Source organism: Advenella sp. EE-W14 (assembly GCF_012923605.1).
Classification (GTDB): domain Bacteria; phylum Pseudomonadota; class Gammaproteobacteria; order Burkholderiales; family Burkholderiaceae_B; genus Advenella; species Advenella alkanexedens.
In genome coordinates this window covers 224029-239404 of sequence record NZ_JAAVNG010000012.1, presented here as the reverse complement: position 1 = coordinate 239404, position 15376 = coordinate 224029, and the positions used below count along the sequence as shown (strand labels likewise).

Here is a 15376-nt window from a genome sequence, read left to right as displayed (position 1 = left end):
TGCAAAAACCGCAATCAAGTCCCTTAACGGGTCCTGATTACGGATTTTAGGGGACTCCGGGTTTAATGGCTATTTGTGCCTGGATAACCAACTGGCCTGTTCATGTGTGTTCATGTGTGCCCGATTCTGCCGATTTCAAAAAATCATGCTGTTTCTTATCGGTGCTGGCCCAGTGATCTTGCCATTCTGAAGCATGGTTTTCCACCTTGCTGATTTGAACTGCCGTTACCTTGTATTCGGGGCAGCTTGTGGCCCAATCGGCATTGTCGGTGGTAATGACATTCGAGCCGGAGACTGGGTGATGGAAAGTGGTATAAACCACACCCGGCTGTACGCGTGTGGACACTTTGGCTTTCATGGCAATTTGTCCGACCCTGCTGGCAATTTGCACAATGTCGCCATTTTCAATCCCCCTGTCTGAGGCGTCATGAGGATGGATTTCCAGCAGGTCTTCTTCATGCCAGGCGGTATTGCCGGTTCGACGCGTTTGTGCCCCCACATTGTATTGGGTAAGAATACGGCCCGTGGTAAGAATAAGCGGAAAGCGTTTATTGGTGCGCTCGCTGGTGGGGATATATTGGGTGGGTACAAAGGTTCCTTTTCCATGAGGGAAGCTGTCGATATGCATGATCGGTGTTCCTTCGGGGTTCTGGGGGTTGCAGGGCCATTGAACGCTACCCCCCATTTTATCGATATGGGCATAGTTGACCGAGGCGAAGGTGGGAGTCAGACGCGCAATCTCATCCATGATTTCGCTTGGATTTTCGTATTGCATGGGGTAGCCCAGGGCGTTGGACAGGGCCTGGGTGATTTCCCAGTCTGCCATTCCCGATTTGGGACGCATGACTTTTCTGATGCGCGAAATACGGCGCTCGGCATTGGTAAATGTCCCGTCTTTTTCCAGAAAAGATGCACCGGGTAAAAAAACATGGGCATATTTGGCCGTTTCATTCAGGAACAGATCCTGGACAATCAGGCATTCCAGGTTGGTTAAAGCAGCTTCGACATGCTGTGTATTGGGGTCGGACTGCAAAATGTCTTCTCCCTGGCAATACAGTCCCTTGAATGTGCCACTAATGGCTGCATTGAACATATTGGGAATGCGCAGGCCCGGATTTTCGTCAAGCTTGACTTGCCAGGCCTGTTCCAGCTGCTTGCGGGTTGCCGCATCGGATACGTGGCGGTAACCGGGAAACTCATGGGGAAATGAGCCCATGTCACAAGATCCCTGGACGTTATTCTGGCCCCGTAACGGATTGACGCCAACGCCACTCAGGCCAATATTGCCGGTGATCATGGCCAGGTTGGCAATGGCCATGACAGCGGTTGAGCCCTGGCTGTGTTCGGTGACACCCAGGCCATAATAAATCGCGGCTTTGCCACCCGTGGCAAACAGGCGTGCCGCTGCACGGATGGTTTGGGCAGGAACCCCGGTTATGGTGGCGGCTGATTCGGGTGAGTTTTCATCAAGCAGGATAAACTCAAGCCACTCTTTGAAGGTGTCCGAATCGCAACGTCCGGTGATAAACGCCTTGTCTTGAAGGCCTTCTGAAATGATGGTATGCGCAAAGGCATTAAGCATGGCCACATTGGTGCCGGGTTTCAGGGGCAGGTGAAAATCGGCCCTGGCATGCGCCGTGGACACCAGGGAGATGGTTCTTGGGTCGATGACAATCAGTTTAGCACCCTGGCGTAAACGTTTCTTCAAACGCGATCCGAACACCGGATGAGCATCGGTGGGGTTGGCGCCCATGACCAGTATCACATCGCTGTCTGCGACGGATTCAAATGTTTGCGTACCTGCAGACTCACCCAGCGTTTGTTTTAAACCGAATCCGGTGGGTGAATGGCAAACCCGGGCACAGGTGTCTATATTGTTATTGCCCAATGCCGCCCGCACGGTTTTCTGCACCAGATAGACTTCTTCGTTTGAGCAACGGGATGAAGAAATGGCGCCCACCGAAATTTTTCCGTATTTGGCCTGGATGCGTTTTATTTCGCCGGCCGCATAATTGATGGCCTCTTCCCAGGATACCTTGCGCCAGGGTTCGTTGATTGACGCACGGATCATTGGCGTGGTAATGCGGTCCGGGTGTGTGGCATATCCCCAGGCAAAGCGGCCCTTGACACAGGCATGGCCTTCGTTGGCTTTACCGTTTTTCCAGGGTGTCATTCTAACCAGTTCCTCACCTTTAAGCTCTGCCTTAAGGCCGCAGCCAACCCCACAATAAGCACAGGTGGTGATGACCGCATGATTGGGCTGACCCATTTGTATCACACTATTATCCATGAGTGCACCCGTTGGGCAGGCCGTGACACAGGCACCGCAAGAGACGCAGTCGCTGTCTTTGAAGTTGGTGTTTAAACCTGTGCTGATTTGAGATTCAAAACCCCTGCCGTCAACCGTTAAGGCAAACGTGCCTTGTGTTTCTTCACAGGATCTGACGCAGCGATTGCAGACAATGCATAAATCGGGATTAAAGGTAAAGTAGGGGTTTGAATTGTCACTGGTTTTATTGGCCTGTTTTTTATCGTAGCCATCGAAGCGGACCTGCCTGAGTCCCACTTGCCCTGCGGTGTCCTGCAGTTCGCAATCGCCGTTTGCCGAACAGGTCAGGCAATCCAGCGGGTGTTCTGAAATATAAAGCTCCATGACATTGCGGCGCAGGTCGGCAAGGCGCTTGTTTTCTGTTGTCACCACCATGCCTTCCTCAACCAGGGTGGTGCATGAGGCAGGGTATCCCCGGCGTCCTTCGATCTGGACAAGACACAGTCGGCAGGAGCCGAAAGGTTCCAAAGAATCGGTGGCGCATAATTTGGGGATAGCCAGCCCTAGCATCGAGGCCGCGCGCATAATGGAGGTGCCTTCCGGAACCTGAATGGTTTGTCCATCTATTTGAAGGCTGACTTCTTTGAGATTACCGGTGATGGCCGGGGTACCAAAATCCTGCTCGCGCCTGAGAACCGTTTCTAACATTTTCTGTCTCCTGGAAACTTGTGTTTTTTTATATTTTAAAGTTGTACTTTTTCTTTTCGGAAGTCTTGCGGGTATTTGTTGACGGCCGACATGACCGGGTACGGGGCCATACCGCCCAAGGCACATAAAGAACCGGCAATCATGGTGTCACATAACTCTTCCAAGAGCGCCAGGTTTTCTTGTGTTTGAATGCCCTGGCGGATTTTGACAATGGTTTCCACGCCTCGCTTTGACCCAATCCGGCAGGGTGTGCATTTTCCACAGGACTCATGGGCACAGAATGCCATGGCATATTCGGCCATTTCAGCCATATCCGTATTTTCGCTGAAGGCCACAATACCGCCATGACCAACCATGGCACCAATTTGTGAATAGGCCTCATAATCCAGGGGAATGTCCCATTCTTTTTCAGATAAATAAGCCCCCAGTGGCCCGCCAACCTGGACAGCCTTCAGGGCCAGGCCGTCTTCGCTTCCACCGCCGTAATCGTAGAGTAATTCTTTCAGGCTCACTCCAAAGGCTTTTTCAACCAGGCCGCCGCGTTTGATATTGCCAGCCAGCTGGAAAGCCAGGGTTCCGTACGATTTGCCGCTGCCAAAAATTTTATAAAAGTCTGCGCCGTTGGCGAGAATGACAGGAACGGTGGCCAGCGATACTACGTTATTGACAACAGTTGGCATGCCCATAAAACCTTTGATGGCAGGCAAGGGCGGCTTGTATCGGATCACGCCACGTTTGCCTTCCAGGCTTTCAAGCAGTGAGGTTTCCTCGCCGCAGATATAAGCACCGGCGCCTTTTCTGACTTCCAGTGCAAATGAGAAACCCGAGCCTAAAATGTTGGATCCCAAATAGTGGTGCTTGGTGGCAATGGCAATGGCTTTTTGCAAGGTGTCAATGGCGATGGGGTATTCTGAGCGCACATAGATATAGCCTTTGTTGGCATTGACCGCCAGGCCGGCAATGATCATGCCTTCAATCAAGCTGAAAGGATCACCCTCCATGAGGATTCTGTCCGAGAAAGTGCCCGAGTCGCCTTCATCGGCATTGGCAACGATATATTTTTGCCGGCCTTGCGCCTGCCTGACGGTATTCCACTTGATGCCGGTTGGAAAGGCGGCGCCACCACGCCCCCGCAGACCTGATTGCGTAACCATGTTGGTGATGGCTTCATCGTTAAGGGTCAGGGCCTTCAATAAGCCTTGCCAGCCGCCATGGTTGGCATAATCTTGAATGTTTAATGGGTCAATGATGCCCACTCGTTTAAAGGTTAGCCGTTCCTGGTTTTTAAGGTAAGGAATATCATCGGTTATGCCTTGTGACAAGGGGTGATCGTGGCCAGAGAGCCACCCAGCGTTGAATAAGTCGGGCAGGTCTTCAAGGGTGACTGGGCCATAGCCTATTCGGCCCTGCGGGGTTTCAATTTCAACCAGGGGCTCTAGCCATAACAGGCCTCTGCTGCCATTACGGATAATTTCAACGTTAATATTTTGTGCCAACGCCATTTCCTGAATGGGGGCGACTAATTCGTTGGCACCCATTGCAACGGCTGCTGAGTCCATGGGAATATATATTTTTATGCTTTGCATGTGACCACCCCTTCAATTTTTGCCTTGATCCTGCTGGGCGTGACACGGGCAAGCGGTTGTTGATTAATCATGGCGGCAGGACCTTGGGCGCATAAACCAAGGCAATAGACGGGTTCAACCGTGGCATCGGGCCAATGGGCGTTAAGCAAATGCTTGACTTCTTGTTCTACCTTTTTTGAACCGCGGGCCTGACAGGCTTCAGCCTGGCAAAATTCAATATGAATATCGCCACAGGCTTGCGTCCTGAAGTGTTTGTAAAAACTGATCACCCCAAAGATCTCGGCACTGGAACGATTGATCGCCTGCGCTATGGGGGCGATCAAATCTTCTGGAATGTAGCCAAGCTGGTCTTGTACGGCATGCAAGATGGGCAAGAGGTTTCCCTCTTTGTGTTGGTGTTCTTCCAGTATTTGGTTTAATAGTTGGCCGTGCGTGTGCCGGGGCTCATGAAGGGTAGCCGGTTGCATGTCTCATCCTTTGTAATGCTTATTTATAATGTTTTCAAATTCGCATAGGCATTATGCAGTTTATATTGTTTTGTTTGCCGCCACGATTTCAGTATAGTAAATGTCTTTGCTTATGATAAGCAAAGTTCATGTTGAGCGGCAAGTGATGGATTTTTATAGATCGTTGAAAATAACTCACTTGTTTTGAATGCTGGTGGCAGCAAAACGGGTTTTTTGTTCAGAAGATGCGTATTAGTGGATGATTTGCTCCCACGCAGGAGCATGGGAGCCAGAACGAAACCTGGCCTCGTTCACATGCTGACTCGTTCCCACGCTCCTGCGTGGGAATGCCTACTCCTTCTGCCCAAAAAGATTACGCAGTTTATACAGGGCATCCAAAGCCTCCCGTGGGCTCATGCTGTCAGGGTCAAGATCGTTAATGGCTTCCCGCAGGGCCTGCAGTTCAAGCTGGTCATCGCTGGCCTGGTCATTGGCCGGGGCGGTTTCGGCAAATAAATCCAGTTGTGCGGTGTTGCTGGCCTGGTTTTCAAGGCGTTCCAATTCACGCTTGGCCTGGCGGATAACCGCAGCGGGAATGCCGGCCCGCTGGGCAACCTGGATCCCGTAGCTGCGACTGGCGGGGCCTTCCTGGACCTCATGTAAAAACACAATGCCACCGGGTGATTCGGCCGCGGCCAGATGAACGTTAACGGCAGCCTCGTTTTGCTCGGGCAGGCGCGTAATTTCAAAATAATGGGTCGCAAACAGTGTCAGTGCCTGGTTGTGGGTTAACAGGCGGCAGGCAATTGACCAGGCCAATGACAGGCCGTCATAGGTCGAGGTGCCGCGCCCGATTTCATCCATCAGTACCAGACTGTGTGGCGTGCTGGCGGCCAGGATCGCAGCGGCTTCGGTCATTTCCATCATGAAGGTGGAGCGGCCGCCGGCCAGGTCATCGGCAGCGCCAATGCGGGTGAAAATACGGTCTATCATGCCAATGCGGGCAGACTGGGCCGGTACGAAACTGCCCATGCGAGCCAGCAAAACAATCAGGGCAATTTGCCGCATGTACGTGGATTTACCCCCCATATTGGGGCCGGTAATCAGCAACATGCGTCGGTTGGGGTTCATTTGGCAGCTGTTGGGGGTGAAGCGTTCTATGCTGCGTTCAACCACCGGATGGCGGCCCGCCTCAATCTCAATAATGGGGGCCTCGCACAATTCAGGGGCCACCCACTCATTGTTGCGGGCATGTTGCGCCAGCGATAAATACACGTCAATTTCAGAAACGGCTTGGGCGCATTGCTGTAATGCTGGGACGGACTGGGTCAGCTCTTCCACCAACTGCTCATAAAGCCATTTTTCCCGGCTTAATGAGCGGTCCTTGGCCGACAGGATCTTGTCTTCCCAGGCTTTCAGTTCGGGTGTGATGTAGCGTTCAACATTTTTAAGGGTTTGGCGCCGGCGGTAATCATCGGGGACTTTGTCAATTTGCCCTTTGGATACCTCAATAAAGAAACCATGTACCCGGTTGTATTCAACCCGCAGGTTGGCAATATCGGTGCGGGTGCGTTCCCGGGCTTCCAGCTCCAGCAGGAAGGCGCCATTATCACTGGCCAGGGTACGCAGTTCATCCAGTTCGGCATCAAAACCCGGGGCAATCACGCCACCTTCACGGATAAGCGCAGCAGGTTCCTCATCAATGGCCTGGTGCAGGCGGTGCTGCAGGGCAGGGTCTATGGTCAGGGACGCAAACAGCGTTTCCATGCGGGGGGTAGAGGCAATGTGTTCGTTAAGCAACTGATACAAATCGGGCAGGCGGGCCAGGGCATCGCGCAGGCTGGCCAGTTCGCGAGGGCGCACCGACTGCAGGGCGATACGGGTGGCAATGCGCTCCAGGTCGGGGAAGGATTTGAACAGCTGGTTGATTTTTTCCAGCACAATAGCCGGGTGCAAGGGGCTGTCTGATTTGCCCGTCAGGAAGGCATGAACGCAGGCCTGTCTGTCGGCAATCGGCTCATTGGCGCGTAGCGGGTGGTGCAGCCAGCGGCGCAGCAGACGACTGCCCATGGGGGTTTCGCAGGCGTCCAGCAAAGAGAACAGGGTGGGGCTTTCTTCGCCACTAATGGTTTCGGTAATTTCCAGATTTTTGCGGGTTACCGGATCCAACACCAGGTAATCGCTGGCCTGGTCAATGCTAATGCCTTGCACATGGGACAGCGACTGGGTTTGTGTTCTTTCCGTGTAACGCAGCAGGGCGCCGGCTGCGGTCACTGCCGAAGGCATGTCGTGAATACCAAAACTGGCCAGGGAATCAACACCAAAATGCTGACACAGCAAGGCATTGGCTTCGTTCTGGTCAAAGTGCCAGTCTGCGGTGGTGCTTAAGGTGCCTTGCCAGCTGGTTTCCGGCTGGAAAGAGTCGGCATGCACGATTTCAGCCGGAGCAATGCGGTGGATCTCGGAGTCCAGCGAGGCCGCATCGCATTCGGTCAGGCGGAACTCGCCACTGGCCAGGTTCAGCCAAGCCAGGCCATATTTGGGCTGGCGACCTTTATGGGGCAGGTAAATGGCCATTAAAGGACGGTCGGACTTGGATGGCAACAGGGTTTCATCGGTCAGGGTGCCGGGGGTGACAATACGTACAATCTTGCGCTCAACCGGGCCTTTGCTGGCAGCCGGGTCACCCACCTGTTCACAAATGGCGACTGATTCGCCCATGGCCACCAGACGTGCCAGGTATTGCTCCATGGCATGCATGGGTACACCGGCCATGGGAATCGGCTCGCCATTGGAGGTGCCGCGCTTGGTGAGGGTCAGGTTCAGCAGTCGTGCCGTTTTAATGGCATCGTCATAGAACATTTCGTAAAAATCGCCCATGCGGTAAAACAGCAATATTGAGCCTGCTTCTTCTTTAAGGGCAAGGTATTGCTGCATCATGGGCGTGTGGCCGGCAAAACGGTTGCTGGCCGTTTCTGCTTTGGAAGAGGGGGATTTTGTACTCATAGGGGGTTATTGTAGCGGTTCGAACCAGGAAATAAGCAATGAAATGGTCAGGACCGAGATGACGGTAGACAGGAAAATGCTTTGGGAAACCAGCTGTGAATTGCGCTTGTACAGGGTGGCCAGCATGAAAGGACCCGTGCCGGTTGGCAGGGCGGCCAGCAGGATGGCGGCTTGCCGGTAAACCGGCGGCATATCAAAAACGTAAAACACCAGAAGCGCCGTAAAGGCGGGCAGGAGCAACAGCTTCAGGGTAAGTACGGTTACCGTGCGGGTTTGCAGATCCTTATTGGGGGTTTGTGCCAGAAACAGGCCAATGGTAACCAGGGCACAGGGGCTTGCCGAGGCACCCAGCAAACGGGTAAATTCCAGCAGTGGTACTGGCATGCTGACAGGGCTTGCCGCCATCAAACCACCCAGAACCGGTGCGGCAATCAGTGGATTTTTAGCCAGGGAAAGTGCGGTTTTGCGCAGGGTCTCACTTAATTTGGGCGAAGACTGCACGCCAAACTCGATAAAAATAATGGCCATTGCAAACAGTACGCAGGCGGTCAGGATCATGGAAATGATCGCCGGTATCAGTCCTTCCGGCCCAAACACAAGGGTGCATAAAGGAAGGCCCATATAACCGGTATTGCTGTAGGCGGCGCTTAGGCTGTTAACACTCCGGTCGGCCAGTGGCGTTGTTTTTTTCTGCCAGACCAGATAGACAAGAAAGACGATCAGCATGGCGCCCATAGAGGCCGCAATAAATCCTGGCTGGTACAGGTCTTGCCAGGGGGTGGTTGCCATTGCCTGGAACAGCAGCGCAGGCAGGGCCAGCCACACCACGTAAAGATTCAGGTGGTGGGTGGCCTCATGACTGAGTATTTTCTTTTTTGCAGCCAGGTAACCGATCAGGATCAGGGCAAAAATCGGTATTACCGCATTGACAACAGCCGTCAAGCTGAAAATTCCTTTGTTATTTGAAAGCGGTTTCTATAAAGCTGCGTAGTTTACGCGATTGCAGGCGTTCGCGTGGCATTTCACGCAAAATTTCCAATGCGCGCATGCCAATGTATAAATGCTGGTTTACCTGGGTGCGGTAAAAATCGGTGGCCATGCCGGGCAGCTTCAGTTCACCATGCAGGGGTTTGTCTGACACGCATAGCAAGGTGCCATACGGTACCCTGAAGCGAAAACCGTTGGCGGCAATGGTGGCCGATTCCATATCCAGCCCGATGGCACGCGATTGCGACAGGCGTTGAACCGGTTCATCGTGGTCGCGCAATTCCCAGTTGCGGTTGTCGATGCTGGCGACAGTGCCGGTGCGCATAATGCGTTTGAGTTCCCAGCCATCCAGGCCGGATACCTGGGCGACGGCTTCTTCAAGGGCAACCTGGACTTCAGCCAGGGGGGGGATGGGTACCCATAAAGGCAGGTCGGCATCCAGTACGTGATCATCGCGCACATAACCGTGTGCCAGTACGTAGTCGCCCAGTCTTTGGGTGTTGCGCAGGCCTGCGCAGTGGCCCAGCATGATCCAGGCAGAGGGGCGCAGCACGGCAATATGATCGGTAATGGTTTTGGCATTGGACGGTCCTACGCCCATATTGACCAGGGTAATGCCCAGCCCGTCAGGGCGTTTAAGGTGATAGGCCGGCATTTGCGGCAGGCGCACCGGTTGACTGCCGGTTTCGGGGGTGTGGGTGGCGGTGGTAACCAGATTGCCTGGCTCAACCAGTTCACTATAACCGCTGTCGGGGTCACGGACCAGTTCGCGGGCCTTGTTGCAGAAGGCATCTACATAAAACTGGTAGTTGGTGAACAGGACAAAACCCTGAAAGTGTTCAGGGGCGGTTGCCGTATAATGCTGCAGGCGGTGCAGGGAATAATCAATGCGCGGCGCGGTAAAGGGGGCCAGTGGTTCTGGCATATTGGTGTCGGTTTTCAGGGTGCCGTTAACGATGGCGTCATCCATGATCGCCAGGTCGGGCACATCAAAATAATTGCGCAGGGTCAGGTTGTTGGTATCGTCATAGACCCTTTCCACATACTGGCTGCCCGTAAAAGAAAAATGCAGGGGAATGGGGGTTTTGGATTCGCCAATCTCAACCGCCACCCCATGGTTTTTGATGAGCAGGCTGATTTGTTCCAGTAAATAGGATTTGTACAGCTCGGGCTGGGTAATAGTGGTGGCGTAGATACCCGGTTCGGTGGCATAACCGTAGGAAAGGCGCGAGTCAATTTCCCGGTGATCGGTAACACGCAGGCGGATGGCCGGATAAAATGCCCGCACGCTGTATTCGGGCGGGTTTTCATTGTTGATGAAATCGTAGAAAGCCGTGCGAATAAACCGGGTATTGCGTTGATATATATACACCAGCTGCTCATAGGCCTTTTCGGCATTGTCAAAAGCCATAAAAGCAATATGCTCGGGTGTGGAGATGGCTTTGGGGGTAAGATGCGTATATGTCATTGTCGTATTTTGTTATTGGAATTCAAGGGGTTTTTCTTTCCAGACAGTATAGCGGCATATTATGACAATGACAGCACCCCCATTATTTTTTGCTGGCGTGTTTGATAATGTTGGTGCAGACACCGCGCATCATGTCCACTTCTTCCTGGTTCATATGAATGCGGGTGAACAGGTAGCGCATGCGGGGCATCAGTTTTTTCGGGTGTGCCGGGTTCAGGAAATCAATGGTGACCAGGGCCTGTTCCCAGTGTTTAAGCAGGGCTTCCACTTTTTCACTGGGAGCATACGCGATTGCATTTTGGGTTTCATTGGCCTGGGTGGCCGCCGGATTGTTTTCCATCAGGGCGTAACGCAGTTCCCAGGCGGCCAGTTGCAGTGCCTGGGATACATTCAGGGAGCTGTAGGCCGGATTGGCCGGAATGTGACAGATCCGGTGGCAGCGGCTGATTTCCTCATTTTCAAGGCCGGTTCTTTCCGTACCCAATACCACTGCCACGCGGTTTTCGGGGGCGCTGGCCAAATGACGGGCGCTTAATTGGGCGCTTTGGCGGATGTCCAGGGCTGGCGGGCCCATGTCCCGGCTACGTGCGGTCAGCGCGAATGACAGCGTGACCGGGGCCAGGGCTTCATCCAGGGTTGAAACAAGGTGGGCATTGTGCAGGACATCGGTTGCGCCACTGGACAGGGCAATGGCTTCGGGGTTGTTTTTGATGTCCGGGTCTTTGGGAGACACCAGTACCAGCTCGTTAAAGCCCATGGTTTTGATGGCCCTGGCGGCGGCACCGACATTGCCGGGATGACTGGGTGCCACCATGATAAAACGGGTATGGGCAAAGCTGGGAAGCATGATATTCCTTCAAAAACCATATATTCTAGTGAAAAACAGGTGTTTGGCTAGAACTTGTGGCGGTTGTCATTTAAAATGCCTATTTTACCCAACTCGACTAAAACAGAACAAATATGCATCCAATGCTCACCATTGCCATCAAGGCAGCAAGACGTGCCGGCGCAATCATCAATCGCGGCAGTCTTGATATTGATAAAGTTCAAATCGCCCGTAAAGGCCATAATGATTATGTGACCGACATTGATCATGCGGCCGAAGAGGCGATTATTGATGTGTTGCGTGAGGCTTATCCTGATCACGCTTTCCTGGGGGAAGAGTCCGGTTTTGTATCCGCACAGGAAGGCGACACAAGTGTTGCACCTGAGTATCAATGGATTATCGACCCACTGGATGGCACCAAAAATTTCATTCATGGCTTGCCCAACTACGCGGTTTCCATTGCCCTGGCGCATCGTGGCGTTATTACACAGGCCGTTATTTATGATCCGGCCCGTAATGAAATGTTTACCTCTACCCGTGGTGGTGGCGCCTTTTTGAACGACCGTCGTGTCCGCGTTGCCAACCGTACCCGTTTTTCCGACGCCATGCTGGCTGGCCGCTTCCCTTCCGTGACCAGCTCCAACCGTAAAGGGGCCGAGCGTTTTTATCCCCTGATTGATGAAAGTACGGGTTTTCGCCGTTTGGGTGCCACGGTGCTTGAATTGGCCTATGTGGCTTGCGGGCGTCTTGATGGTTTCTGCGGTGTCAACCTGAAACCCTGGGATATCGCGGCAGGCAGTCTGCTGGTTCTGGAAGCCGGTGGCCTGATTGGTGACTTTGAAGGTGAGCAAACCTGGATGAAAACCGGCAATTTGCTGGCAGGTAGTCCCAAAGTATTTACTCAAATGATTGCTGCTTTGCAAGAATAACGCCAAGAAAACGTGAATGGAACAGTTTATTTATTTACTGAAGGCGGCCTTCCTGGGTGTGGTGGAAGGCCTGACCGAGTTTTTGCCTATTTCAAGTACGGCGCATTTGTTAATTCTTGGTGACTGGATCAACTTTGATTCGGGTGATTTCAAGGTTTATGAGATTGTCATTCAGCTGGGTTCCATTCTGGCGGTTATGTGGATTTTCAGGTTTCGTCTGTGGCAGGTCATACGGGGTACGTTTACCGGTGACCGTACCGAGCTGCTGTTTACGCGTAACCTGATCCTCGCATTTTTGCCGGCTGCGGTTATTGGGCTTATTCTGATCAAGCAGATTGCCCAGCTGCTTGATGGCAAGTTTATTGTTTATGCCTTTACCCTGGTACTGGGTGGTATTCTGATGTTGTGGGTTGAACGCCGCCCCGATATGGCCAAGCATGCACCAGCCGATTCTGATGCTCAAAATGCCAAGGTGAAACGTCTGGAAGATATTACCTGGAAACAGGCGCTGGTGGTGGGTTTTGCCCAGTGCCTGGCCATGATTCCCGGTACGTCCCGTTCCGGTGCCACGATTATTGCCGGCATGATGGCGGGCATACACCGTAAAACCGCGACCGAGTTTTCATTTTTCCTGGCCATGCCTACCATGCTGGGAGCAACGGTCTTAAGTATGTATAAATACGGTGGCGAGCTTAGCGACAGCAATATGCTGGCCGTGGTGATCGGTTTTATCGCAGCTTTTGTCAGTGCCCTGTTGCTGGTTCGTGCTTTGCTTAAGTTTATCAGCGTTTATTCTTATCGGCCGTTTGGCTGGTATCGTATTGTGCTGGGCCTGATTGTCGGCCTCTGGGTGTGGTCGGCAGCCGCTTAAGGTTCTCTGCGACTCCCGGGGTTCTGTTAATAAGGAAGCGGCAGTGAAAAAATCCCCCTGAAACCTGGTTTCAGGGGGATTTTTTTCTGGTTTCCACGCTTTCTGGTTCCCACGCTTCCGCGTGGGAACCGCTCCGGTTTGCATTCCCACGCGGGAGCGTGGGAACGAGTACGCGGGAGCGTGGGAACCAGCAGAAGGGCGATTATTTGTTCAGCTTATACTGCTTATCCAGATTGAATTCGCGCAGGATTTCTTCAGTATGCTCCCCCAATAAAGGCGGGGCCATGCGATATTGAATGGGCGTTGCTGAATAGTTAATCGGGTTGGCCGTGGTAGGCGCAACTCCGGCAATCGGGTGCTCAACCGTTTTCCAGATATTTCTTGCCTTGACTTGTGGCATTTCAAAAACCTGGTCAATGGTATTGATAGGGCCACAAGGCACGCCTGCCGCTTTCAGTTTGTCCAGCCAATTGTCCCGGGTATCGGTACGCATGATGGGCTCCAGAATGGCAATCAATTCCTTGCGGTTTTTCAGGCGACTGCTATTGGTTGTGTAATCCGGATTTTCTGCCAGATCAGGGCGGCCAATGGCTTTGCTGTATGCTGCAAATTGACGGTCGTTGCCGACAGCGACAATCAAATGCCCGTCGCTGGAAGCGAAAACCTGATAGGGCACGACGTTCTGGTGAGCATTACCTGCCCGTTTGGGGGCAACACCCGAGGTCATGTAGTTCAGGTTCTGGTTGGCCAGCATGGCAATATGGCAGTCCAGCAAGGCAACATCAATGTGCTGGCCAAGCCCGCTTTTGTTGCGTTCTTGCAAGGCGCCCAGGATACCAATAGTGGCATACATACCCGTCATGAGATCGGTAACCGCCACGCCTGCCTTTTGCGGGCCACCGCCAGGCAAGTCGTCGCGTTCACCGGTAATGCTCATCAGGCCGCCCATTCCCTGGATGATGAAATCATAGCCGGGCTCCTTGGCCATGGGGCCAGTCTGGCCAAAGCCGGTAATGGAGCAATAAATCAGCCTGGGGTTGATTTCCTTGATGCTATCGTAATCAAGGCCGTATTTTTTCAGGCCACCGACCTTGAAGTTTTCAACCAGAATATCGCATGATTTGGCCAGTTCACGAACCAGATTGCTGCCTTCTTCACTGGCAATATCTATGGCGATAGAGCGCTTGTTGCGGTTGGCACTTAAATAGTAGGCCGCTTCACTGGTGTCGTTACCTTGCGCATCTTTCAGGTATGGAGGCCCCCAGGCACGGGTATCGTCGCCCGTTTCGGGGCGTTCAACCTTGATGATATCGGCACCCAGGTCGGCCAGGTTTTGTGAGCACCAGGGGCCTGCCAGCACACGCGACAGGTCAAGCACCTTGATGCCTTCTAATGGTAATCCACGTTTAGTCATTTATTTAATCTCGGCAAAGCCATTGCTTAATACAATAATATTTCTTTCTTTGACTTTAGCCTGGAACTGGATTTCGTGCTCATTGCGTTTCCACATTTCACATACCAGCGTTTCACCCGGATAAACAGGTGCTGAAAAACGGGTATCAAAACGAACCAGACGCGCAGGATCATAGTCGCAGAAGGTCTTCATGATAGCATGAGCCGCTACGCCATAGGTGCACAGGCCGTGCAAAATGGGTTGTGGATAACCAGCTGCACTGGCAACGGCCGGATCGATATGCAGGGGATTCGGGTCGGCATTGAGACGATACAAAATGGCCGCCTGCGGCAGGATGGGTAATTCACAGACCTGATCCGGTGCCGTATCGGGGACCTTGGGCAGGGCTGGGGGCGGTTCATCACTAACACCAAAGCCACCATCTGCACGGCAGAAGGTGGTTTGTTCGATGGTGGCCAGCAAGGTACCTGCCTCATCGTAAAGCTTGCGCTCGGTAATCACCAGGGCGCCTTTGTCGGCACCCTTGTCAATTACGTGGGATACCCTGATTTTACCGGTGATTTTTCCGCTGGCAGGCAGCGGTTGATGAATCGTGGTGCGTTGCTCGCCGTGAACCAGTTTTACCCAGGTAATGCCGGCGGCCGGATCTTGCATCCAGAAGCCGGGGTAACCCAGAACAACCGCCATGGTGGGGAAGGCCTTGATGTTTTTTTCGTAAACGAACTGAAGCTGGTTTTCATCAAGAGGGTTTTGCCCCAGGCCAATGCCCAGCGCGTACAGGATACTGTCTTTAACGGTATATTCCTGCACGACATCGGGGAAAGTCCAGTTTTTAATAAGGTTATAGTCTAAAGCCATTCTTGTCT

General features: G+C 53.0%; 11 protein-coding genes. 2 read left to right on the top strand and 9 right to left on the bottom strand.

Annotation, left to right across the window (positions count from 1 at the left end; genetic code table 11):
* Window positions 1-100: 100 nt before the first annotated feature.
* The 7 genes from fdhF to HCX92_RS12050 all read right to left on the bottom strand — a co-directional run bounded on the left by fdhF (window position 101) and on the right by HCX92_RS12050 (window position 11317).
* The gene (fdhF, locus tag HCX92_RS12080) at window positions 101-2977 is read right to left on the bottom strand and encodes a formate dehydrogenase subunit alpha (protein ID WP_169295215.1); all 2877 of its coding nucleotides are present in this window, start codon (window positions 2975-2977) and stop codon (window positions 101-103) included.
* A 35-nt stretch (window positions 2978-3012) separates the two neighbouring features.
* Window positions 3013-4563, bottom strand: coding sequence for an NADH-quinone oxidoreductase subunit NuoF (locus HCX92_RS12075; RefSeq protein ID WP_169295214.1), 1551 nt, complete (start codon window positions 4561-4563; stop codon window positions 3013-3015).
* Entirely contained in the window at window positions 4551-5030 is a 480-nt protein-coding gene (locus tag HCX92_RS12070) for an NAD(P)H-dependent oxidoreductase subunit E (RefSeq protein WP_169295213.1), read from the bottom strand. Before HCX92_RS12070 ends, HCX92_RS12075 begins: the two co-directional genes overlap by 13 nt.
* A 330-nt stretch (window positions 5031-5360) precedes the next feature.
* Window positions 5361-8015, bottom strand: coding sequence for a DNA mismatch repair protein MutS (mutS, locus tag HCX92_RS12065; protein WP_169295212.1), 2655 nt, complete (start codon window positions 8013-8015; stop codon window positions 5361-5363).
* A 6-nt stretch (window positions 8016-8021) separates the two neighbouring features.
* Window positions 8022-8957, bottom strand: a complete 936-nt coding sequence (locus HCX92_RS12060; protein WP_169295211.1) for an AEC family transporter — start codon at window positions 8955-8957, stop codon at window positions 8022-8024.
* Window positions 8958-8973: 16 nt separating this feature from the next.
* Window positions 8974-10470, bottom strand: coding sequence for an AMP nucleosidase (locus HCX92_RS12055; protein WP_169295210.1), 1497 nt, complete (start codon window positions 10468-10470; stop codon window positions 8974-8976).
* Window positions 10471-10552: 82 nt separating this feature from the next.
* Window positions 10553-11317 (bottom strand): RNA methyltransferase, encoded by a 765-nt coding sequence (locus HCX92_RS12050; protein WP_211182385.1) that lies wholly within the window; start codon window positions 11315-11317, stop codon window positions 10553-10555.
* A gap of 113 nt (window positions 11318-11430) precedes the next feature.
* Between HCX92_RS12050 and HCX92_RS12045 the strand changes: the two genes are divergently transcribed.
* Together HCX92_RS12045 and HCX92_RS12040 are read left to right on the top strand one after the other, a co-directional pair.
* The gene (locus HCX92_RS12045; protein WP_169295209.1) at window positions 11431-12225 is read left to right on the top strand and encodes an inositol monophosphatase family protein; all 795 of its coding nucleotides are present in this window, start codon (window positions 11431-11433) and stop codon (window positions 12223-12225) included.
* Window positions 12226-12241: 16 nt separating this feature from the next.
* Window positions 12242-13096 carry an undecaprenyl-diphosphate phosphatase gene (locus HCX92_RS12040; protein ID WP_169295208.1) on the top strand — a complete coding sequence of 285 codons (855 nt, stop codon included), beginning with the start codon at window positions 12242-12244 and terminating at the stop codon, window positions 13094-13096.
* A gap of 202 nt (window positions 13097-13298) precedes the next feature.
* On the opposite strand, the gene HCX92_RS12035 is transcribed toward HCX92_RS12040, so the two are convergent.
* Complete coding sequence (locus HCX92_RS12035) at window positions 13299-14510, bottom strand: CaiB/BaiF CoA-transferase family protein (protein ID WP_169295207.1); 1212 nt, start codon at window positions 14508-14510, stop codon at window positions 13299-13301.
* Window positions 14511-15368 carry a MaoC/PaaZ C-terminal domain-containing protein gene (locus tag HCX92_RS12030; protein WP_169295206.1) on the bottom strand — a complete coding sequence of 286 codons (858 nt, stop codon included), beginning with the start codon at window positions 15366-15368 and terminating at the stop codon, window positions 14511-14513.
* Between the last annotated feature and the right edge of the window lie 8 nt (window positions 15369-15376).